The 20,989-nt window shown below is 71.3% G+C and carries 19 protein-coding genes; 11 read left to right on the top strand and 8 right to left on the bottom strand.

Annotated elements, in window-relative coordinates; all coding sequences use genetic code 11:
- Positions 1–2,416: 2,416 nt before the first annotated feature.
- Entirely contained in the window at positions 2,417–3,118 is a 702-nt protein-coding gene (locus IEY55_RS04700; protein ID WP_189054177.1) for an IclR family transcriptional regulator, read from the bottom strand.
- Positions 3,119–3,205: 87 nt separating this feature from the next.
- On the opposite strand from IEY55_RS04700, the gene leuC reads away from it, so the two are divergent.
- From leuC to IEY55_RS04685, 3 genes are all read left to right on the top strand, one after another.
- Positions 3,206–4,609: a 3-isopropylmalate dehydratase large subunit gene (gene leuC / locus IEY55_RS04695; RefSeq protein WP_189054175.1), complete on the top strand. Its 1,404-nt coding sequence runs from the start codon at positions 3,206–3,208 to the stop codon at positions 4,607–4,609.
- Positions 4,610–4,651: 42 nt separating this feature from the next.
- Positions 4,652–5,254: a 3-isopropylmalate dehydratase small subunit gene (gene leuD / locus IEY55_RS04690; protein WP_189054173.1), complete on the top strand. Its 603-nt coding sequence runs from the start codon at positions 4,652–4,654 to the stop codon at positions 5,252–5,254.
- 308 nt (positions 5,255–5,562) lie between these two features.
- On the top strand, positions 5,563–6,141 hold the full coding sequence (locus IEY55_RS04685; protein ID WP_229686018.1) for an HU family DNA-binding protein: 579 nt from the start codon (positions 5,563–5,565) through the stop codon (positions 6,139–6,141).
- 469 nt (positions 6,142–6,610) lie between these two features.
- Here IEY55_RS04685 and IEY55_RS04680 read toward each other — a convergent pair whose 3' ends face one another.
- The 4 genes from IEY55_RS04680 to cofC form a co-directional block, all read right to left on the bottom strand.
- Complete coding sequence (locus IEY55_RS04680) at positions 6,611–7,603, bottom strand: NUDIX hydrolase (RefSeq protein WP_189054169.1); 993 nt, start codon at positions 7,601–7,603, stop codon at positions 6,611–6,613.
- A gap of 5 nt (positions 7,604–7,608) precedes the next feature.
- On the bottom strand, positions 7,609–9,933 hold the full coding sequence (locus IEY55_RS04675) for an RNA degradosome polyphosphate kinase (RefSeq protein WP_373289959.1): 2,325 nt from the start codon (positions 9,931–9,933) through the stop codon (positions 7,609–7,611).
- Positions 9,934–9,978: 45 nt separating this feature from the next.
- Positions 9,979–10,188: a hypothetical protein gene (locus tag IEY55_RS04670; RefSeq protein WP_229686017.1), complete on the bottom strand. Its 210-nt coding sequence runs from the start codon at positions 10,186–10,188 to the stop codon at positions 9,979–9,981.
- A 173-nt stretch (positions 10,189–10,361) separates the two neighbouring features.
- Positions 10,362–11,006, bottom strand: a complete 645-nt coding sequence (gene cofC / locus IEY55_RS04665; protein ID WP_229686015.1) for a 2-phospho-L-lactate guanylyltransferase — start codon at positions 11,004–11,006, stop codon at positions 10,362–10,364.
- A gap of 156 nt (positions 11,007–11,162) precedes the next feature.
- Between cofC and IEY55_RS04660 the strand changes: the two genes are divergently transcribed.
- The 4 genes from IEY55_RS04660 (at position 11,163) to IEY55_RS04645 (ending at position 14,755) form a co-directional block, all read left to right on the top strand.
- Entirely contained in the window at positions 11,163–11,888 is a 726-nt protein-coding gene (locus IEY55_RS04660) for a lysophospholipid acyltransferase family protein (protein ID WP_189054165.1), read from the top strand.
- Positions 11,885–12,904 carry an NAD(P)H-dependent glycerol-3-phosphate dehydrogenase gene (locus IEY55_RS04655; RefSeq protein ID WP_229686014.1) on the top strand — a complete coding sequence of 340 codons (1,020 nt, stop codon included), beginning with the start codon at positions 11,885–11,887 and terminating at the stop codon, positions 12,902–12,904. The genes IEY55_RS04660 and IEY55_RS04655 overlap by 4 nt, the downstream gene beginning before the upstream one ends.
- The gene (locus IEY55_RS04650; RefSeq protein WP_189054163.1) at positions 12,901–14,028 is read left to right on the top strand and encodes a cystathionine gamma-lyase; all 1,128 of its coding nucleotides are present in this window, start codon (positions 12,901–12,903) and stop codon (positions 14,026–14,028) included. The genes IEY55_RS04655 and IEY55_RS04650 overlap by 4 nt, the downstream gene beginning before the upstream one ends.
- Before the next feature lie 247 nt (positions 14,029–14,275).
- The gene (locus IEY55_RS04645) at positions 14,276–14,755 is read left to right on the top strand and encodes a cysteine dioxygenase (RefSeq protein ID WP_189054162.1); all 480 of its coding nucleotides are present in this window, start codon (positions 14,276–14,278) and stop codon (positions 14,753–14,755) included.
- A gap of 120 nt (positions 14,756–14,875) precedes the next feature.
- Here IEY55_RS04645 and IEY55_RS04640 read toward each other — a convergent pair whose 3' ends face one another.
- Entirely contained in the window at positions 14,876–15,535 is a 660-nt protein-coding gene (locus IEY55_RS04640; protein WP_229686012.1) for a pyridoxamine 5'-phosphate oxidase family protein, read from the bottom strand.
- A 76-nt stretch (positions 15,536–15,611) separates the two neighbouring features.
- Here IEY55_RS04640 and pdxR point away from each other — a divergent pair, with 76 nt between their 5' ends.
- Entirely contained in the window at positions 15,612–17,027 is a 1,416-nt protein-coding gene (gene pdxR, locus IEY55_RS04635; RefSeq protein WP_189054158.1) for a MocR-like pyridoxine biosynthesis transcription factor PdxR, read from the top strand.
- An 83-nt stretch (positions 17,028–17,110) separates the two neighbouring features.
- Entirely contained in the window at positions 17,111–18,208 is a 1,098-nt protein-coding gene (locus IEY55_RS04630; RefSeq protein WP_189054156.1) for a D-alanine--D-alanine ligase family protein, read from the top strand.
- A gap of 229 nt (positions 18,209–18,437) precedes the next feature.
- Here the strand turns inward: IEY55_RS04630 and IEY55_RS04625 are convergent, their stop codons facing one another.
- Positions 18,438–19,064 carry a DUF3515 domain-containing protein gene (locus IEY55_RS04625; RefSeq protein ID WP_229686010.1) on the bottom strand — a complete coding sequence of 209 codons (627 nt, stop codon included), beginning with the start codon at positions 19,062–19,064 and terminating at the stop codon, positions 18,438–18,440.
- Between the two features lie 20 nt (positions 19,065–19,084).
- Positions 19,085–19,321 (bottom strand): Lrp/AsnC family transcriptional regulator, encoded by a 237-nt coding sequence (locus tag IEY55_RS04620; RefSeq protein ID WP_189054154.1) that lies wholly within the window; start codon positions 19,319–19,321, stop codon positions 19,085–19,087.
- 108 nt (positions 19,322–19,429) lie between these two features.
- Here IEY55_RS04620 and IEY55_RS04615 point away from each other — a divergent pair, with 108 nt between their 5' ends.
- Positions 19,430–20,395: a thiamine-phosphate kinase gene (locus tag IEY55_RS04615; RefSeq protein ID WP_189054152.1), complete on the top strand. Its 966-nt coding sequence runs from the start codon at positions 19,430–19,432 to the stop codon at positions 20,393–20,395.
- Positions 20,396–20,452: 57 nt separating this feature from the next.
- Positions 20,453–20,956, top strand: coding sequence for a GNAT family N-acetyltransferase (locus IEY55_RS04610; RefSeq protein WP_189054150.1), 504 nt, complete (start codon positions 20,453–20,455; stop codon positions 20,954–20,956).
- Positions 20,957–20,989 lie beyond the last annotated feature (33 nt).

Here is a 20,989-nt window from a genome sequence, read left to right as displayed (position 1 = left end):
CTTTCTGACCTTGGCCGCCGCCCTCACCTGCTACAAGAGACTCACCAAGTGAGACACGCTCTTAGTCATCCCATCTTCGGTACTCGGTGTGGGCGTTGCGCGGGACGCTGTTGCTTGGCCGGCAGCTCCTGCTCGTGCGGGCTCCCCACGCTGCGTCAGCAGTCACAAGTCCTCGTCCGGACCTTGTGGCGAGGTGGGTCCGCTGCTTCTTCGGTACCCAGCGCGTCCACCCACCAGCACCGGCGGTGTGCGGGCCCGCACCGAGGTTGAGTCCCTCGTTCCCTTGTGCAGCGGCGACCGAGTTCCGGAGCCGGTGCCGACGCAACCGGCATGCTTCGTCCGGTTCCTGCCATCACCCGGAACTTCCTGATGATCTTCCTGCTTCTCTGGGGCAGCGGCAACACGCATGCTGCGGGCTTGGCGGCGAAGCGGCTCGGTCCGTTCCTGGCGTCTGGTAGCAACCCCTAACCTCCGGGGCGGTGCCAAGAGGACCTGTCTGCTTCTCTGGCGTGCAAGTCGGATGTTCCGGACTCGATACGGCGCGATCCATCCGGTTCCTGGGCTGCTAGCAACGACGACCCCGGGGGTCCGGAGCAGGTGTCAAAATCCCCCGCCGGGGTCCCTGGAGTTGGGTGGTAGCCGCCGGGTTCCCGGGGGGCTGGTGCGAAGGTGAGTCGTCCGCTTCTCTGCCGTCTCGCGGCAGGCACCGGGTTCCGGGTCCGGTGTCATGTTGCTGTGGTTTCCTTCTTGGCGTCGGTGTGGACCATGGGCGTTCTGGCTTCGGTGGTGAAGCAACCGGCCCTGTTCCTTGGGAGAAGCGGCGCAGGGCGTCAAACGGTGTTCCACTTGTTCTTGGCAGGGCGGGCTGCGGAGCGGCTGGCGGTGGATAGCTCGCGTGCGTGCGAGTCGAGGTCAACGCTCGAGGTTCGAGGCAGAGCGCAGCGTGTCATCACAGCCGGTGCGGGTGCCGGTCCTTCCGTTGCTGAGCGCCGGGCTTGATCTGGGCGGGGCGGCGCACCGGGCCTTGTTCGTTCTCGGCTGGCTGTCCGTTGTTCGGTCCGGGCCTTGGGGGACGGGTGTCGCGTGCGGGCGCAGAGGCCTGACAAGTTGCGCTGATGGGACTACTGGTTGTGCTCTCGGATGGGGAACATCTGGGACATCCGCCGTGGAGTTGTCGCGGGGCCCGGTGAGTTCTGGCCCTCCCCCTGTCGCCGGTGCTTGCGGCTGAAGCCCTGCGGGCGATGGGTGGGATGGGTGGCCGTGGCCTGTTGGCGCTGGTTGGTACCTCGTCGCACCGCCTGACACGTGCCACAGTGGAGGTCCTTTCCGGCTGGCGGCAACCCGCTTCCCAGCGCATCGGCCGCTCTGGGCGCACGCACGGCAGGCGGGGCAGCAGGCCGTATCGCCGGAAGAGAAGGTCTCCTGTCCTCCCGTCTGGGCCAGGCTCGGGCGGCTTGAGGATCGGGGCGGCCTCGACGGTGCGGTCCGCGGTAGCGGTGGGGGAGCGGAGTTCGGCTCACGTAAGGTCGATCTTGGGGCGACTGGCTGGTTGAACTGTGCGTAGCAGAGGTTCGGTCGAGGAGACTCGTAGAGCTTCGACTCGCGAACCTCGTTTCCGGGGCAGACGGTTGGCACCGGGCCGGTTCGTCGGTGTGCTCTGGCGCTGGAGCTCAGCTGGGCGACACGGTGTCCGGGTCCTTCTGTAGGCCCCGGCACTGCTTCGCTCCCGGGTGGTCTCGGGCTGAGTCCGATCGTCTTCCCCGTGGTGGAAGCTTTGCTTGGTAGGGCTGGCTACCTCCGTCCACGGGCATGGTGCCTGGCGGCGGCCGGCGTGCGGGATGCGGCGGAGAGGGTTGGGTGGACGGCCGTCCGCAGTTCTGCGGGTGGTGAATAGGCGGGGCTCAGCTTCGTGGGTACCGACAGATCCTGGCGGTGGCGCAAGCGAAGCCGCGGTGCTGGACGGCTGTCCCACAACGGGTCCTTGTGTCGGGACCGGTGGCCGTGAATCGACAACTTCCGAAGCTGGCCCGAGGTCGACATGGGCCCTGGGCGGGCACTACGCATGGAGCACCCATCAGTACACAAGGTCCCCGGGCGTAATCGGCAACTTTTGGGCGGAGATTGCGGGCTGCCAGGCCGGCGGGTGGCTTGCCGGCCGGGGTGGAGCGGGTGCGCGAGGCTCGGTTGTGGTGCTCGCGGGCCGTTGATCGCCGGCCTGGCAGCGTTGGTGGCTCGACGAGTTGTCCTTCGGCGCGGTGCTGGGGCCGTGCGCGAGGGGAACAGGGTCCTCGGGAGCCGTGGGTGGGCATGGGATCGTGCGGATCCCTGTCCCAGGTGGGGTGTTGTGTCTGCGCGTTGCTGTTTCGCCGATGACCAGTGGGTGGAGCTTCCTGGCCGGTCGGGGGCGGAATCGGGTTCAGAGCCGGCTTTGTAGGGCCTCGGCGGCCGCGAGGAGGTCGGCGGCCCAGCGGGCACCGGGACGGCGGCCCATGCGGTCGATCGGTCCAGACACCGAAACCGCGGCGACAACGGCGCCGGAGCCGTCGCGGACCGGGGCGGACACGCTTGCCACACCCGATTCGCGCTCGGCCACGCTCTGTGCCCAACCGCGGCGGCGTACCTCGAGCAAGGTGCGCTCGCCGAAGACCGCCTCGCCGAGGACGGAGCGTTGCGTGGCCGGATCGGCCCACGCGGCGAGCACCTTCGCGCCCGAGCCCGCCGTCATCGGCAGGCGGGCACCCACCGGCACGGTGTCGCGCAGGCCACTCGGTGGCTCCGCGGTGGCCACGCAGATGCGCTGCATCCCGTCCCGGCGGTAGAGCTGCACGCTCTCGCCGGTGATGTCGCGCAGCCGTGGCAACACCGCGGCCGCCGCGTCGAGCAGCGGGTCGGTGGCGCCGCCGGCCAGCTCGGCCAGTGCCGCGCCCGGCCGCCACCGACCGTCCGGCCCGCGGCGGAGCAACCGGTGCACCTCCAGGCCCACCGCCAGTCGGTGCGCGGTCGCCCTGGGCAGGCCGGTGCGGTTGCACAGCTCCGCCAGCCCACACGGATCTTTTGCTACTGCCTGCAGGACGGCCACTGCCTTGTCCAGCACGCCGATGCCGCTATGCTGTCCCACGAACCGATACTAACTTCCCGCCATGTGGGAAGTCTAGCTCGATCGGGTCCCTTGACCAAAAAATCCGACCCTCGACGAGGAGGAGCGATGGGTCGCACCCTCGCGGAGAAAGTGTGGGACGCGCACGTGGTACGCCGCGGTAGCGGCGACGAGCCCGACCTGCTCTACATCGATCTCCACCTCGTGCACGAGGTGACCAGCCCGCAGGCGTTCGACGGGTTGCGGTTGGCCGGCCGTGGAGTCCGCCGCCCGGACCTGACACTCGCCACCGAGGACCACAACGTCCCGACCGTGGGGATCGACCTGCCGATCGCGGATCCGGTGTCGCGCACGCAGGTGGAGACGCTGCGCCGCAACTGCGCCGAGTTCGGCGTCCGGCTGCACCCCATGGGCGACGCGGAGCAGGGCATCGTGCACGTGGTCGGCCCGCAGCTCGGCCTGACCCAGCCGGGAACGACCGTGGTGTGCGGCGATAGTCACACCTCCACACACGGCGCGTTCGGCGCGTTGGCTTTTGGCATCGGCACGTCCGAGGTCGAGCACGTGCTGGCGACCCAGACCCTGCCGCTGCGGCCGTTCCGCACCATGGCGATCACTGTGGACGGTGAGCTCCGGCCGGGCGTCACGGCCAAGGACGTCGTCCTCGCCGTCATCGCGCGGATCGGCACCGGTGGTGGCCAGGGCCACGTGTTGGAGTACCGCGGCAGCGCCATCCGGGCGCTGTCCATGGAAGCCCGCATGACCATCTGCAACATGTCCATCGAGGCGGGCGCCCGGGCCGGCATGATTGCCCCGGACGAGACCACCTTCGCCTACCTGAAGGGACGTCCGCACGCGCCGTCCGGGGCGGAGTGGGACGCCGCGGTGGAGTACTGGCGGACGCTGCACACCGACGGCGACGCCACCTTCGACCGTGAGGTGCGTCTCGACGCCAACACCCTGGCGCCGTTCGTGACCTGGGGCACCAACCCGGGACAGGGCCTGCCGCTGTCCGAGCGGGTGCCCGACCCGGAAGCCATTGCCGACGAGGTCGAGCGGGTCGCGGCGGAGAAGGCGCTGGCCTACATGGGGCTACGGCCTGGCACGCCGCTGCGCGAGGTCATTGTGGACACCGTCTTCCTCGGCTCCTGCACCAACGGCCGGATCGAGGACCTGCGTGCCGCGGCCGAGGTGCTGCGGGGGCGGAAGGTGGCCGAGGGAGTACGGATGCTGGTGGTGCCCGGCTCGATGCGGGTGCGCGCACAGGCCGAGGCCGAGGGCCTGCACGAGGTGTTCCTGGCCGCCGGTGCGGAATGGCGGGCCGCGGGCTGCTCGATGTGCCTGGGGATGAACCCCGACCAGCTCGGGCCGGGCGAGCGCAGCGCCTCCACCTCCAACCGCAACTTCGAGGGGCGGCAGGGCAAGGGTGGCCGCACCCACCTCGTCTCGCCGCTGGTGGCCGCCGCCACCGCCGTGCGCGGCGCCCTGTCCGACCCCACCGACCTGGACTGACCAGCGCCGGAGCACCACCAGACAGCGAAAGGCCCTCCCACCATGGAACCCTTCACCAGTCACACCGGGGTCGGCGTGCCGCTGCGCCGGTCCAACGTGGACACCGACCAGATCATCCCGGCCGTCTACCTCAAGCGGGTCAGCCGCACCGGCTTCGCCGACGGGCTGTTTGCCGCCTGGCGGAGCGAGCCGGAGTTCGTGTTGAACCTCGAGCCGTACCGGGCCGGCAGCGTGCTGGTGGCCGGGCCGGACTTCGGCACCGGCTCCTCCCGGGAGCACGCCGTCTGGGCGCTGGCCGACTACGGCTTCCGGGTGGTCGTCTCCTCCCGGTTCGCCGACATCTTCCGGGGCAACGCCGGCAAGCAGGGCCTGCTGGCCGCCCAGTGCGAGCAGTCCGATGTGGAGCAGCTCTGGAAGGTGCTGGAGAACGAGCCGGGCACCGAGGTGACCGTCGACCTGCGGGAGAAGACGGTCCGGGCGAAGGACTTCACCGCCGGCTTCAGCATCGACGACTACACCCGCTGGCGGTTGCTGGAGGGTCTCGACGACATCGCGCTCACGTTGCGCCGCGCCGCCGACATCGACGAGTTCGAGAAGGGCCGTCCCTCCTGGCTGCCCAGCACACAACCGGCGGGGACCCGGTAGCGGGCCCGGTAGCACTGTGCAGTAGTGCTGCGGCGAAACGTGGCCGTACCGGGCGGACTGCCGCGATTTCACCAGCGCAGCAGCCGTATTGCGGCAGTCCGCAACACCCGGCCACCAACCCCGCGAGCACCGCCAGACCCCCTCCCGAGCGGCCAGGAACGGCCAGAATGTCCCTCAGAGGAGCGGATCCAACACCGCCACAACGGCTTTTCGGGCGTGGCGCGTGGAAATCTGTCGCGGTACGGCTTACCGTTGCGGCAGTCGGCCCGACGGGGCCGTATGTGTGTTTCCCTCGGGAGGGACTGGAAGTGAACAAGGCCCAGCTCATTGAGGCGCTCGCCGAGCGTCTCGGCGGCGACAAGAAGACCGCGTCCGAGGCGGTCGACGGGATGACGGACATCATCGTCCGTACTGTCAACAAGGGCGAGAAGGTCAACGTCACCGGCTTCGGTGTCTTCGAGAAGCGGGCGCGTGCCGCTCGGGTGGCCCGCAACCCGCGCACCGGCGAGCAGGTGAAGGTGAAGCGGACCAACGTCCCCGCGTTCCGTGCGGGTACCACCTTCAAGGAGGTCATCGGCGGTGTGCGGAAGCTGCCCCGGGTGGCGGCCGCCGCGAAGAAGACCACCACCGCCAAGGCCACGACCACGCGCAAGACGACCGCTGCGAAGCCGGCGGCCAAGCGCACCGCGCGCACCACCGCCAAGGCCGCGCCGAAGCGCGCGACCACGGCCAAGCGCACCACCGCGCGCAAGACGACGGCGAAGGCGGCACCCAAGCGCGCCACCACGGCCAAGCGCACCACCGCCAAGGCCGCGACCGCGCGCAAGACGACCGCTCGCGCCACCGCGCGCAAGGCAACCACGCGGCGCACCACGCGCAAGAAGTGAGGCGCCCGGGGCGGCAACGCCCCTGTGCCCGCCCCCTCACGGGCGTGGCGGACCGGGGCCCGGTTGGCAGCAGAGCCGACCGGGCCCCGGTCCATTTCCGTGACCACCGCCCGGGCCGGGCCGGTCGGACGTCCCCCGGTGGGCAGCCCGGGTGCACGCGCCGGGACGCGCGTCTGACCTGCGGAACGGCTTGTCCAACGGGGCCTGGAAACGCATCTGGATGGGTGCCGATGTGCGGCTCGGGCCGAACCCCTTTAGCATCCCGTCGCTTTCCCTCGCGCCTCGTTACTACCGGCGTCAAGTAGTTCGCGCGGACCTGCCATACGTGCTCCGCCAAGTGGCGGCGGGCTTTAGCGTGGGGAGAATCACCAGCGGTTGTGTCGCCTTCGCCAGGACGGTTGCCGGTATGCGTTGCGCGTGAGCTTTCCCGGCCTGTCGACTTCGACCGGCCGAAGGTGGTGTGCGACGTTCAGGGGAGCGGGTCGGCGACGTAGTCGGCGGCGACGAGCTGCGGCGCGGGCACCCCGTTCCGAGCCGGTTCGGACGGTGCGCGGAACGACAGCACCCAGAGGCTTCCCTTGCGGCTGGGCAGCGTGCCGGTCTCGTCGGGCTGCTCGGACAGGTCGACACCGTCGGCTTGGGCCAGCCGGGCCACCATATCCGGGATGACGCCGCCCTGGCTGGACACCACCGGGGTTCCCGGCGTCGCGGCAATCTCCAGCAGGCGCCGCAGCCCCACCTCCGGATCGGGCCAGTAGCCCTCCTCGGACAGCAACGGTTCCGTCCGGATGCCCACGCCGAGGTCGTCGGCCAGCGCCTGCACGGTCTGCACGCACCGCACGCGGGGTGCCGAGTAGACCTGGTCCGCACCGAACAACGGCAGCAGCCGGCGCAACCCCTCGGCCTGCCGCCGTCCCCCGGCGGTGAGCGGGCGGAGGTCGTCGTCCCCGGACCAGCTCTCCCGCTTGCCCGCCTTGGCGTGCCGTACCAGCAACACCGTGCGGGTGCGCACGGGCAGCGTGGTGAAGGCGGCCAGCAGGTCCCGTTCGAGTCCGTAGGTGAGCCGCTGGGCGGCCGTTTCCGGCGGTAGCCAGCGCAGTTCGTCCACCTCCTCGGAGGGGACGAACTCGCCGTCGACCGTGTGGGCGGCGAAGAAGTCCACCCGCTTGCGGGCCCGCCCGCCTTCCCTGGTGGACACGTCGTAGTGGAGGGTGGGCAGGCGCCGCCCCAGAACGGCCCGAAAACCCGTCTCCTCGGCCACCTCACGGACCGCGGCGGCCGCCACGGTCTCCCCGTCGTCGAGCTTCCCTTTCGGCAGCGTCCAGTCGTCGTAGCGGGGTCGGTGCACCACCGCCACCTCGACGCCGTCCGGCACGACGGTGCCGTCGCCACCGGCGTCGCGCCACAACACCGCGCCTGCCGCCCGCACCTTCGTCCTGTTGGCCCGGTCGGTCACCGCCATGTCCCTCACGCCTTCGCGCCGTGCCGCCGCGCCAGCTCGGCCTGGTGATCCCGCACCTGCACGCCGTCCTCGGACGGGGAGGCGATCCAGGCGCCCTTCGGATCCAGTACCCAGCACCGGGTCTCCGGCGCCATCGCGGAGTCGAACACCGCGTCCAGTTCGGTGGTGAGCCTCGGGTCGGTCACCCGCACCAGCGCCTCGACCCGCCGGTCGAGGTTGCGGTGCATCATGTCCGCGCTGCCGATCCAGTACTCGTCGCCGCCGCGGAAGTGGAAGATGCGGGAGTGCTCGAGGAACCGGCCCAGGATCGAGCGCACCCGGATGTTCTCGCTCAGGCCCGGTACGCCCGGTTTCAACGCGCAGATCCCGCGCACCACCACGTCAACCGGCACCCCGGCCTGCGACGCCCGGTACAACGCGTCGATAACCTGCTCGTCCACCAACGCGTTCGCCTTGACCCGCACGCCGCAGGGCTGACCGGCGGCCGCGTAGTCGAGTTCGCGCTCGACCCGCGCGACGATGCCGCGCCGCACACCGTGCGGTGCCACGAGCAGCGTCCGGTAGGTGCCCTGTCGCGCGTAGCCGGTGAGGACGTTGAACAGGTCGGTCAGGTCCGCGCCGATGGACGGTTCCGCGGTGAGCAGGCCGAGGTCCTCGTAGATGCGCGCGGTCTTGGGGTGGTAGTTGCCGGTGCCGATGTGGCAGTAGCGACGGATCGTCTTGCCTTCCTGCCGCACCACCAGCGACACCTTGCAGTGCGTCTTGAGCCCGACCAGGCCGTAGACCACGTGCACGCCGGCCTTCTCCAGCTTGCGTGCCCACTTGATGTTCGCCTGCTCGTCGAACCGCGCCTTCAGCTCGACCAGGGCCACCACCTGCTTCCCCGCCTCGGCCGCGTCGATGAGCGCGTCCACGATGGGTGAGTCGCCCGAGGTCCGGTACAGGGTCTGCTTGATGGCCAGCACGTTGGGGTCGGCCGCGGCCTGCTCGATGAACCGCTGCACGCTGGTGGGGAACGCGTCGTAGGGGTGGTGCACCAGCACATCGCCCTCGCGCAGCATCGCGAACACGCTCTTGGGTGTCTCGCCCTCGCCGAAGGCGGAGTGCGTGGCCGGCACGAAGACGGCGTCCTTGAGCTGCGGCAGGTCCAGCGAGTACAGCTGCCACAGGCAGGACAGGTCCAACAGCCCGGGCACCTCGACGACATCGTGCGGGTCGACGTCGAGCTCGCGCAGCAACAGCTCCAGCACGTGCTCGCTCATGGTGTCGGCGACCTCCAGCCGCACCGGAGGGCCGAACCGCCGCCGCGCCAGCTCCCGTTCCAATGCCTGCAACAGGTCCTCGTCGCGGTCCTCCTCGACCTCCAGGTCCGCGTTGCGGGTCACCCGGAAGACGTGGTGTTCCACCACCTCCATCCCCGGGAACAGCTCGTCGAGGTGCGCCGCGATGAGTTCTTCCAGGGGCAGGAACGTGGCGAGGTCGGCGCTGCGGTCGATTTCCACGCGCACCAGCCGCGGCACGTTGTCGGGCACCTTCACCCGGGCGAAACGCTCGGTTCCGCCCTCCGGGTCGCGCACCGTCACCGCGAGGTTCAACGACAGCCCGGAGATGTAGGGGAACGGGTGCGCCGGGTCGACCGCGAGCGGTGTCAGCACCGGGAAGACGTGCTCGGTGAAGTAGTCCGACATCCGCAGCCGGTCCGGGTCGTCCAGATCGTCCCAGCCGACGATCCGCACGTCGTGCTTCTCCAGCTCCGGCCGGACCTGGTCCAGGAACACCTTGGCGTGCTGCTCCACCAGGTCCTGGGTGCGCGTGGAGATGCGGGCCAGCTGCTCGCGCGGGGACAGACCGTCGGCGCTGCGCACCGACAGCCCGGCCTCCTCGCGGCGCTTCAGGCCGGCGACGCGGACCATGTAGAACTCGTCCAGGTTGGACGCGAAGATCGCGAGGAACTTGGCACGTTCCAGCAGCGGCTGCGAGGTGTCCTCGGCGAGCGCGAGAACCCGGGCGTTGAAATCGAGCCAGGACAGCTCCCGGTTGAAATACCGGTTCTCCGGCAGGTCGGTGACCTGCGCGGGCCGGGTGGGGGCCGGTGGTGCCGAGGGCACGCCGTGCAGGCTGCCGTCCGTGTCCTGACCGTTGGTCAGGGTCCGCGCGGCGGTGGTGGTGCCTGCGCCACCGCGCGGCGTCGACGATTGCGGAGAACGCCGCCGGGCCGCGGCCCGACGGGTGCCCGTCGCGGTCCTGCCGGTGGTGGACCGCGGCGCGGGCGTGCGGGTATCCGGACCGTCGTCGGGGTCCGGGACCCGGTCCTCGCTGTTGCTGCTCACGGTCGGATTCTCCTTCACGTCGGGCGCCGCCCTGCGACCCCGACGTTACGCGCCAGTTACTGGCAATAGCACCGCGTCGACCACGCCATCCGTGCGGTGGACGGCCACCCGTTGCCCGGGTCGCGGTGCCCGCCACCCACCCGCGGCGACGGCGGTGGCAGGGGCGTCGACGAGCAGGCCGTCGTCACACAGCAGGACCACCGAGCCATCCGAATGGACGGTGTGGATCGTGGCTTGTTCCCGCTGTGCGTTCACGCCTCCATGCTAAGTGGCAGCGTAAGACCCGCCGGCTCGCGCGGTCCCATCGAGCAAGCGATACTCGCGTTCGGTAGCAGGGCGAACACGCTTCGCTCCCGACTCGTTCATTGTATTGCTCAGCATGCTTCGCGTGCGGCTGTCGGCGTTGGTCGTTGCGGGGCAAGGGATCTTCAGCCGGCTGCCGCGAGCCGGGTCGCGGTGCGCGCCCCCAGCCCCAGCCCGGCCGCGTACCTCAGGTCCGCCCGGGTGTCGACATCGCACCGCAGCGAGGGCCACGAACCGTCCAAGGTAGACGCCCCCGAGGCGCGGTGTGCGTCGGCCGAACCCGGCCCGAACCGGGGGTCGAGCACTCGCCCGGACGCGGCCACCAACAACGTGGTCCCGGCGCCCTGGCGGTCCAGGCAGAACGCCCGCCCGGCCGGCCGACCAGGATCCACCGCCGCCCGGAGTGCCGCGGTCAGCTCCGCCGGCCGCAGGGCGGGCAGATCGGACTGCAACGCCCCGACTGCCGAGTCCGGGTCCGCCGCGCGCAGCACCTCCGCGCCGTGCCGCAGCGCTGGGTTCAGGCCGGTGTCGGGCAGGTCCGGCAGTGTCTCGGCGCCCACCTCCCGCGCCGCCCCTGCCACCGTCGGGTCGGCGGTCACCACGACCAGGCGGCGCACGCCCTCGGCGCCGCGGGCGGCGGAGAGGGTGTCCAGCACAATGGCCAGCGCGAGCGCGGCGTGTGCCCCGCGGTCGCCGGCCACGCCGCGCAGCCTCGACTTCGCCGCGGTCAGCCGCTTCACCGGCACCAGCAGGTCCACCTCGGCACGCACGCCCCCATCCTCCTCCATGTGCGCGACGCCGCCCGGGGCCGGCTGGACTCCACGCCGTGGCGCGAGGAAGACTCGCACGGTGCGCCGATCGATCGGCGCACTGGTCGATCAGCGCGGATCTTCCGGTAAGCGACTGCGAGCCCACGAGGAGGACGGGTGGCTAAGGAGAAGGGCGGCTTCTGGGTGGGGCTCGCCGCGGCGATCTTCCATCCGGCGACCAGGCTGCTCGGTCGGCGGCGGCACGCCGGTCTCGAGCACATCCCGACCAATGGCCCGGCGTTGGTGGTCAGCAACCACGTCTCCTACCTCGACCCCGTCTACACCGCGGTGTTCGTGCACAAGCGAGGTCGCATTCCGCGCTTCCTGGCCAAGGACGCGCTGTGGAAGGTGCCGGTGCTGAAGCGGATCCTGGTGGCCGCAGAGCAGATCCCGGTCCGCCGCGGTAGCGCCGAGGCACAGCAGAGCCTCGCCGCCGCCTACCGGGGCCTGGACGCCGGCCATGTCGTCGTCATCTACCCCGAGGGCACCATCACACGGGATCCCGAGTGGTGGCCGATGCATGCCCGCACCGGGGTGGCGCGCATCGCCCTGGAGCGGGACGTTCCGGTGATTCCCGTGGTGCACTGGGGAACACACCAGGTCTACGACCACTACAACAAGAAACTCCGGCTACGCCCGCGCCGTGACATCGTCGTCCGCGCCGGCGAACCGATCGACCTGTCGGCGTTCCGCGGTAAGGACATCGACAGTGCCCTGCTCCGTGAGGTGACCGATCTGCTGATGACGCGCGTGCGTGACCTTCTCGGCGAGGTCCGCGGCGAGCAGCCACCGGGCGAGTTCCACCAGCCGGCAAAGCGTGCGCGCCGCGGGGAGACGCGGTGACGGCGGACGCGATCGGCCGGGTCGCGGTCCTCGGCGCCGGCTCCTGGGGCACCACCTTCGCCAAGGTGCTGGCCGACGCCGGCCGCGACGTCGTGTTGTGGGCGCGCCGGCCCGAGGTCGCCGCGACCATCCGCGACGAGGGGCACAACGCCGAATACCTGCCCGGCATCCCGCTCCCGGCGAACATCACCGCCACCGCCGACCCGGCCGAGGCGGTCGCCGGCGCCGACGCCGTGGTGCTCGCGGTGCCCAGCCAGACGTTGCGCGCCAACCTGGCCGGGTGGCGTGACCTGCTCCCGTCGACGGCGACCCTGGTCAGCCTGGCCAAGGGGGTGGAGCTGGGCTCGCTGGAGCGGATGAGCGAGGTGATCCGGGAGGTCGCCGAGGTCGACGAGGCACGCGTCGCCGTGGTGACCGGGCCGAACCTGGCGCGCGAGATCGCCGAGGAACAGCCCACCGCGACCGTCATCGCCTGCGCGGACCACGATCGCGCCGTCGCCCTGCAGCACGCGTGCTCCACGCACTACTTCCGGCCCTACACCAACACCGACGTGGTCGGCTGCGAGATCGGCGGCACCTGTAAGAACGTCATCGCGCTCGCCTGCGGCTTGGCGAGCGGGCTGGGCTACGGCAACAACACCATGGCCACGCTCATCACCCGTGGCCTGGCCGAGATTTCCCGACTCGGTGTCGCGCTGGGCGCGGATCCGCTGACGTTCGCCGGACTCGCCGGGCTCGGCGACCTCGTCGCCACCTGCGCCTCACCGCTGTCGCGCAACCGCACGTTCGGCGAGCGCCTCGGCCGTGGGGAGAGCCTGCGCGAGGCACAGGAACACGCGCACGGCCAGGTGGCCGAGGGCGTCAAGTCCTGCGCCTCGATCCGCGCCCTGGCCGGGCGGCACGGGGTCGACATGCCCATCACTAACGCGGTGTACCAGGTGTGCCACGAGGGTCTCGACCCGCGGCTGATGCCCGGCGAGCTCCTGGGCCGCGCGCGGAAGGCCGAGTTCGCGTGAGTACCGACCGGGACTGGGGCGACGGCACCCGCTGCGTCCACGCGGGCCTGCCCGCCCCGGTTCCGGGTGCGCCGCTGTTGCCGGGCCCGGTGTTCGCCGCGCCGTTCCACCTCGACCCCGAGCACGAGGGAACCGAACCGGACACCTACGGCCGGACCGGCAATCCCGGCTGGCGCGCGTTGGAACGCGCGATCGGCGAGCTGGACGGCGGAACCTGCCTGGTGTTTCCGTCCGGTATGGCGGCGATTGCCACCCTTCTGCGCACGCTGCTGCGTCCTGAGGACACTCTCGTGCTGCCCTCGGACGGCTACTACGCGGTGCGCGACCTGGTGCGCACCGAGCTGGGTTGGTTGCACGTGCGGGAAGTGCCAACCGCGGGACCGTGGCCGGACACGGTTTTCGACCGGGCGCAGCTGGTCCTGCTCGAGACCCCGTCGAATCCCGGGCTCGACGTCTGCGACATCCGCGAGCTGTCGCGGCGTGCGCATGCTGCCGGGGCACTCGTCGCGGTGGACAACACCACGGCGACACCACTGGGCCAACGACCACTGCTGTTGGGCGCGGACGTGGTCGTCGCCAGCGACACCAAAGCCCTGAGCGGGCACAGCGATCTGCTCCTCGGCCACCTCACCGTGCGGGACGCCGACCTCGCCGACGCGTTGCGCCACGCCCGTACCGTCGGCGGCGCGATCCCCGGGCCGTTCGAGACCTGGCTGGTCCACCGTGGCCTCGCAACCCTGGACCTGCGCCTCACGCGCCAGGCGGAGAACGCCGCCGCGGTGGCCGCCGTCCTCCGCCACCATCCGGCCGTGCGAGCCGTGCGCTGGCCCGGACTGCCGGACGACCCCGCGCGCGAACCCGCCACGGCACAGATGACGCGCTTCGGCGGGGTGCTCGCGTTCACCCTGGCCGACGCCGAAGCGGTGCGGCACTTCCTGAGCCGTAGCCGGCTCGTCGCCGCGGCCACGTCGTTCGGGGGGCTCCACACCACCGCCGACCGGCGTGCCCGATGGGGTGATGCGGTGCCGCCCGGGTTCGTCCGGCTGTCCACCGGCTGCGAGGACCCCGACGACCTGGTCACCGACATCTGCCAGGCACTGGAGGGCCTGGGCCGTCCGAAGTAGTGGCGTCCGCCACGTGGGCGTCTTACCAGGTGAACTCGACTTGACCCGTCCGGCGGCTCCTGGTTCTCTCGAGCGCGTGTTGACGCGCGCCAGGAAGCTTCGCCGGGGTCACGTCGACCTCCGTCGCGTTGCCAGCGCGCTCTGTCCGGCCCGGTGATGGCTCCATCCCAGCCAGTGCTCGCGGGCTGACGCCGCCCTTGGCGCCCCTGATCGGCTCGCGCGCTCCCGAGACATCCCGGAGACCGCCGTGTTCGCCGTTCCGCCCAACACCGTTGCCGAGCCCACCCAGCGGGCTCTCGCCCATCCCGCCCGCATCGCCCTGGAGTACGCCGCCGACCGCGGCCGCTGGCGTCACCTCCTGCGCTACGACCCGGTCGAGCGCTGGGTCGCCGAGCTGGAGAGCACCGAGGACCACGAGGTCTGGTTGATGTCGTGGCTGCCCGGCCAACGCACCGACCTGCACGACCACAGCGGCTCCACGGGCGCCTTCACCGTCGTCTCCGGCGTGCTGACCGAAACGGTTGCCCGCCGCGCGGGCGACGCCCCGGCCGCCGAGCTGGTGCACGCCATCGGCGTCGGCCAGACCCGCGTGTTCGGCCCCGGCTATGTGCACGAGGTCTCGAACGAGGGCCCGGATCCCGCGGTGAGCGTGCACGTGTTCCGGCCCGGGCGGCTGGGTATGAACGCCTACCGCATGACGCCCGCTGGCCCGGTCCGCCTCACCTGACCACCCCAGGTGCCAGGGCGGCGATCCGGGCCCGGAGAAGGGCGTTCGCCCTCGATCCGGCGTCCCCCGGTGTATCCCGAGCGAGGAGCGCCTCTAGGGTCGTGAGAAGCCGAATTGGCCTTATCCCACCCTGCGGAGCACGTGCTCGGGTGCCGTGGTGCCGGGTGGCAACGCAGGACACGGTTCGGGAGGGTTGAACACCTGGCGCAACGGCAGCACACCCGCCCACGTGACGTTCGCCGCCACGTCCTCCTCGTCGTCGCCGGGAGGCCCGGACCGCGTCTTCACCGCGGCTTCGCCCAGCTCGAGGGCGAGGACCGCGGTCTGGGCCAGTTCCCTGCGCGTGGGCCGGCGCGCGTGGTCCCAGGAACCCGGGGCGAGATTTTCGATGATCACCCGGAGCCCGTGCAGCTTCTCTTCCGCGTCCGTCACCGGCACCGCCCGACCGTGAATCACCGCGGAGCGGTAGTTCATGCTGTGGTGGAAGACCGAGCGCGCGTAGACGAGGCCGTCGAGCACCGTGACGGTCACACACACCTCCGCACCACCGGCAGCCGTGCGCAGGCTTCGCGCCCCGGTTGATCCGTGGAGGTAGAGCACGTCGCCGTCGCGGCCGTATCCGGTCGGAAGGACCCGCGGCGTACCGTCGACGATCACCCCGAGGTGGCAGATCAGCCCGGCGTCCAGCACGTCGTGGAGCGCCGAGCGGTCGGTGGCCGCGCGATCCTTGCCGCGCCGTACCGTGCTGCGTGACGTGGGGGAGAGGCTTTGGTTGATCACGTACCCACCCTGGGCGGAAAAGTGGCATGGTTGAAGGGCCACTGTGAACGGAACGCGAAAGGCCACTGCGGTGCCGGTGCCGTCCTCCCCCGCACTCCCGGCCGAGCTGCCCATCGTGCTCGACCGCGACGCGAGCGTGCCGCTGTCCGTCCAGCTGGCCGAGGCGTTGCGGGCCGCGGCGGTCGCCGGCCAGCTCCGCGCCGGCGACCGGCTGCCCTCCACCCGCATCCTCGCTACGCATCTCGGCGTGAGCCGGACCGTCACCGCGGCCGCCTACGAACAGCTGCACGCGGAGGGCTGGATCACCGGCCGCCACGGCTCCGGCACCTATGTCACGACGACGCCGCCCGGCACCCGGCGCCAGCCGCCGCGGCGGCCGCGGCGGGACGCGGCGACCGACGACACCGTCCACCTCGTGCCCGGCGCGGCATGGGCGGACGGGCTGGACCGTGCCGCGTGGCGACGAGCCTGGCGGGCCGCCGCCGACGAGCCGCCGCTGATCCTTCCGGAACGGGCCGGTCTGCCGGCCTACCGCGCCACCGTTGCCGAGCACCTGTTGCGGCACCGGGGACTCATGGTTCCCGGCGATCCCGAGGCGGCCGACACGATCCTGGCCACGGGAGGCACCACCAGCGCCGTCGCCGAGTTCGCGCAGGCGGCCCTGGAACGTGGTGACGTCGTTGCCGTGGAGGAGCCCGGGTACCAGCGTGCGGTCGGTGCGTTCCAGGCGGCGGGACTCCGCGTTGTCGGTGTGCCCGTCGATGCCGACGGGCTCATCGTTGATCGCGTGCCCGAAGGGGTACGGGCCGTGTTCTGTTCGCCGGCGCACCAGTACCCGGTAGGCAGCCGGTTGCCGGCGGCGCGCCGGGTCGAGTTGGTGCGCCGGGCGCGTGCCGAGGGCTGGTTGGTCATCGAGGACGACTACGACGGCGAACTGCGGTACGACGTCGCACCGCTGCCCCTGCTCGCCGCGCTCGCGCCGGATGTCGTCGTGCACCTGGGAACGACGAGCAAGATCCTCACGCCGACGCTGGGTGCGGGTTGGATGGTGGCGCCGCCGGGGATCGTGCGTGCGGTCCTGGACTACCGGGCACGGATCGGCGCCAGCCCCTCGACCGCCGGGCAGCGGGTGCTCGTCGCCCTGGCCCGGCACGGTGATCTCGGCCGCCACCTTCGCAAGCTGCGCCGGGAATTGTCGGAGCGCCGGGCCCTTCTGGTGTCAGCGTTGCGTGCCGCCGGTGTCGAGGTGATGGGTGACGACGCGGGGGCGCACGTGTTGGTGCCGTTGCCCTCCGCAGCTGCGGAACGGGAAGTCGTCGCCCGGGGCGCGGGACGAGGCTTGCGGTTGGACGTGCTCAGCCGTCACTATGCCGGGCGCCCCGCGGGGTACGGGATTCCGGTCGGTTACGCCGCGCCGGGCAGGTCACGCTTCGAGAAGGCCGTCCCGGTGCTCGTCGAACTGTTGCGAGCCGCCCAGGAGAAGCCACAGTAGAAGCCGGCCGGGGGCGCCGCATCCGGTCCGTCCCGGGCGCGGTGCCGTCGGACGCCGACAACACACAGGTAGGGTCACAACACATGACCGAGCGGAAGATCCGGGTGGCCGTCGTATTCGGCGGTCGCAGCACCGAGCACGGCGTCTCCTGCGTCTCCGCCCGCAGCGTCCTGACCCACCTCGACCGCGAGCGGTTCGAGGTGGTCCCGGTGGGTATCACCCGCGAAGGCGGGTGGGTGCTGGGCACCGACGACCCGGCCGAGCTGGAGATCCGCGACCGGGAGCTGCCGTCGGTGGCGGGCGACCGGGCCTCGCTGGTGCTGTCCGGCAACCCGACCCGGCGCGGGCTGGTGTTGCTGGAGCCCGGCCGGGAGGGCGAGGTGCTCTCCGGCGTCGACGTGGTCTTCCCGGTCCTGCACGGCCCGTGGGGCGAGGACGGGACCATCCAGGGCCTGCTGGAGATGGCCGACATCCCGTACGTGGGGCCCGGTGTCCTGTCCAGCGCGGCCGCGATGGACAAGGAGTACGCCAAGAAGCTGCTGGCGGCCGAGAACCTGCCGGTGGGCGACTCCGTCGTGCTGCGCCGCGACCAGGCCACGCTGACCGAGGAGCAGAAGCAACGCCTGGGGCTGCCGGTCTTCGTCAAGCCGGCCCGCGGCGGTTCCTCGCTGGGCATCACCCGGGTCGCCGACTGGGCGCGGCTCGACGACGCGATCGCCGAGGCCCGCCGCACCGACCCGAAGGTGTTGGTGGAGGCCGCCATCGTCGGCCGTGAGGTCGAGTGCGGCGTGCTGGAGTTCCCCGACGGCCGAGTGGAGGCGTCCCTGCCGGCCGAGATCCGCGTCACGGCGCAGGGCTTCGACTGGTACGACTTCGACGCCAAGTACCTCGACGACGTCTGCGAGTTCGACATCCCGGCCAAGCTCGACGACGACGTGACCGAGCGGTTGCGGGACATGGCGGTGCGTGCCTTCCGTGCGCTGGAATGCCAGGGCCTGGCGCGGGTCGACTTCTTCGTCACCGCGCGCGGCGAGCTGGTCGTCAACGAGGTCAACACGATGCCCGGCTTCACGCCGATCTCGATGTACCCGCGGATGTGGTCGGTGACCGGGATCGACTACGGCAAGCTGCTCACCACGCTGATCGAGACGGCGCTCGCCCGCGGAACCGGCCTGCGCTGACGCCTGGCCGGTGACGGTGGGCACCTGCCGTGCCATGCCCACGGCTTTTCTTGCAGGCAGGGGATTTCGCGCGCGATGGCCCCTCGCGAGGCTTGCGGCACCAGTTATCCACAACCGCCTGAGCTGTCCACAGCCGCGGCTCGGCACCTTGATCATCCGTCCCGCGCCGGTAGGCTGGAACGGGGTTCGCCCCCCGGGAAAGGGCGGGGGCTGTGCGAAGACGGCGGACTCAGCGGTTGGGATCGACGTCCTGGGCCGGAAGGACGCCCCGGATCACGTCCGACAGGTCCTGGATCGGGCCGACACCGCTCTCCTCGGGCAACGACACCGAGACGTACACCGGCCGGTCCACGACCACCCACGTCACGCTCGAGTAGTCGTAGTTGCTCAACCACTTCACGCCGTTGATCTCGGTGAGCTGCGAGGTCGGCACCAGCTCCCGCGGCTTGTCCACCCCGCACCGCAACACCACCGGCGCGTAGTCGGCGCCACCCCACGCGGCCGTGCCCTCCGGCGCGGGATCGGCGAGCTGGCGCCTGGGCAGCTTCCGGTTCGGTGCGGTGAGCCCGTCCGGCAGCGCGCCCAGCAACGCTCGGCACTGCTCGGATCCCGCCCGCGGCGCGGCCACCGGCTCGACCCGCAACGGCCCGTCGGCATTGGGCCGGGGGCTGGCCGGCGTCGTGGCGGCCGGGTCGCCAGTGGTGCTCTCCCCGGTGTTGAGCAGGATCCCGACGGTCGCGACCCCCGCCGCGAGCAGGACGGCCAAACCGGCCGCGGCCACGACGAGGGGTCGGGGTGGCCCCGCGGGACCGCTCGGCTGGGCTGGCTGCTCCGTCCGCTCCTGCTCGTTGCTCACCCGGCTACTACAACATGCCCTTATTTGATGTGGACCACCGGGCAGGTCAGGGTGCGCGTGATCCCGTCGACCGCCTGGATCTGGGCCACGACCAGCTGGCCGAGGTCGTCCACGGTGTCGGCCTCGGCCCGGACGATCACGTCGTACGGCCCGGTGACGTCCTCGGCGGTGATCACACCCGTGATCGTGCCGATCCGCTCGGCGACGGCAGCCGCCTTGCCCACCTCGGTCTGGATCAGGATGTATGCCTGGACCACGGCGCGCCCCTTCGTCTCTCCGGCTCTGCACGGGGTAGGAACAGTTGGGAACAGTGACGAGCAAACTACCCCAGCAGGTGAGCAACATGCTCGTGATCGGAGGCTTTCTTGGGTGCGGAGGGACCGTCCCCCGCGGACACTGTCGCCGGAGTGGGTGAGTTCGGGCTCATCAAACGGGTGACGGAGGGGCGCGCGCAGCCACCGACCACCGTGCTCGGTCCGGGCGACGACGCCGCGGTGGTGGCGGCGCCGGATTCCCGGGTGGTCGCGAGCACCGACGTGCTGGTCGAGGGGGTGCACTTCCGGCTCGACTGGTCCAGCCCGGACCAGGTCGGACGCAAGGCGGTCGCGGTCAACCTGGCGGACGTGGCGGCCATGGGTGCCACGCCCACGGCGGTACTGGTCGGCCTGGCGCTGCCGGCCGACACCCCGACCCGGCTGGCCGACGAGCTGGCTCGCGGCATGTGGGCCGAGGCGAACCGGGGCGGGGTCGGCATCGTCGGCGGCGACATGGTCACCGCCGGCCAGATCATGATCTCCATCACCGCCCTCGGCGACCTGCAGGGGCTGCCGCCGGTGACCCGGTCCGGGGCGCGGCCCGGCGACGTGCTCGCGGTCGCCGGCCGGCTCGGCTGGGCGGCGGCCGGGCTCGCGGTGCTCGGTCGCGGTTTCCGGTCGCCGGTGGCGGTCGTCGGTGCCCAGCGTGTGCCCGAACCGCCCTATGCGGCCGGGCCCGCGGCCGCCCGCGCCGGGGCAACCTCCATGATCGACGTCTCCGACGGCCTGCTCGCCGATCTCGGGCACGTCGCCGAGGCGTCCGCCGTGGGCATCGACGTACGCACGGAGTTGCTGGAGGTGCACCAGAAGCTGGTGGACGTGGCCAGCGCGCTGGGCGCCGACCCACGGCACTGGGTGCTCACCGGGGGCGAGGACCACGCACTGGCGGCCACGTTCCCCGCCGTCGACGCCGTGCCGGCCGAATGGCGCGTGATCGGGTCGGTGAAGCGAGGTCGAGGGGTGACCGTGGACGGTCGGCCCTATGCGGGCCCGCAGGGTTGGGAACACTGGAGATGAATGATTATGCAGTAAAAGGGATTGTTACCCGATCAGAGTTTTTCTAGTGTCCGGTCCGTGGAGTTGCGCATCGTTCCCTTCGACCACCCCGATGCCGTGGCGCTGAGCGCCGCGGTGCAGCAGGAGTACGTCCAGCGCTACGGCGACGAGGACGTCACCCCGATCGAGCCGGACGAGTTCACCCCGCCCCGCGGCCTGTTCCTGGTCGGCTACCTCGACGACGGTCCCGTGGCGTGCGGGGGATGGCGGGCCCGCGACAACGAGGAGGAGCACCTCCGCGTCGGCGACGCCGAGCTGAAGCGGATGTACGTGGTGCCGGAAGCCCGCGGCAACGGTCTGGCCCGGGCCCTGCTCGCGGAGCTGGAACGCACCGCCGCGCTGGCCGGCCGGCGCCGGGTCGTGCTGGAGACCGGCACCAAGCAGCCCGAGGCCATCGCGCTGTACCTGTCCTGCGGTTACATCGAAGCCCCACAGTTCGGCGTTTACCGGGGACATCCGTGCAGCCGCTGCTTCAGCAAGCTGCTCCCCGCGGCTACCCCCGACGCCCGGGCACAGGTTTGATGTAACGGCCGTCACCACCCGCTCGTCGCAACG

The sequence above is a fragment of the Longimycelium tulufanense genome, from assembly GCF_014645795.1.
Taxonomy (GTDB): Bacteria; Actinomycetota; Actinomycetes; order Mycobacteriales; family Pseudonocardiaceae; genus Longimycelium; species Longimycelium tulufanense.
The sequence above is the reverse complement of the archived record's forward strand: the minus strand, read 5'-3'. Positions and strand labels throughout refer to the sequence as shown.

Bases quoted from the DNA above. Each gene is read 5' to 3' on its own strand.
- IEY55_RS04680 (WP_189054169.1), bottom strand. From the start codon at position 7,603: ATGGCGGTGACCGACCGGGCCAACAGGACGAAGGTGCGGGCGGCAGGC.
- leuC (WP_189054175.1), top strand. From the start codon at position 3,206: ATGGGTCGCACCCTCGCGGAGAAAGTGTGGGACGCGCACGTGGTACGC.
- leuD (WP_189054173.1), top strand. From the start codon at position 4,652: ATGGAACCCTTCACCAGTCACACCGGGGTCGGCGTGCCGCTGCGCCGG.
- IEY55_RS04630 (WP_189054156.1), top strand. From the start codon at position 17,111: ATGACCGAGCGGAAGATCCGGGTGGCCGTCGTATTCGGCGGTCGCAGC.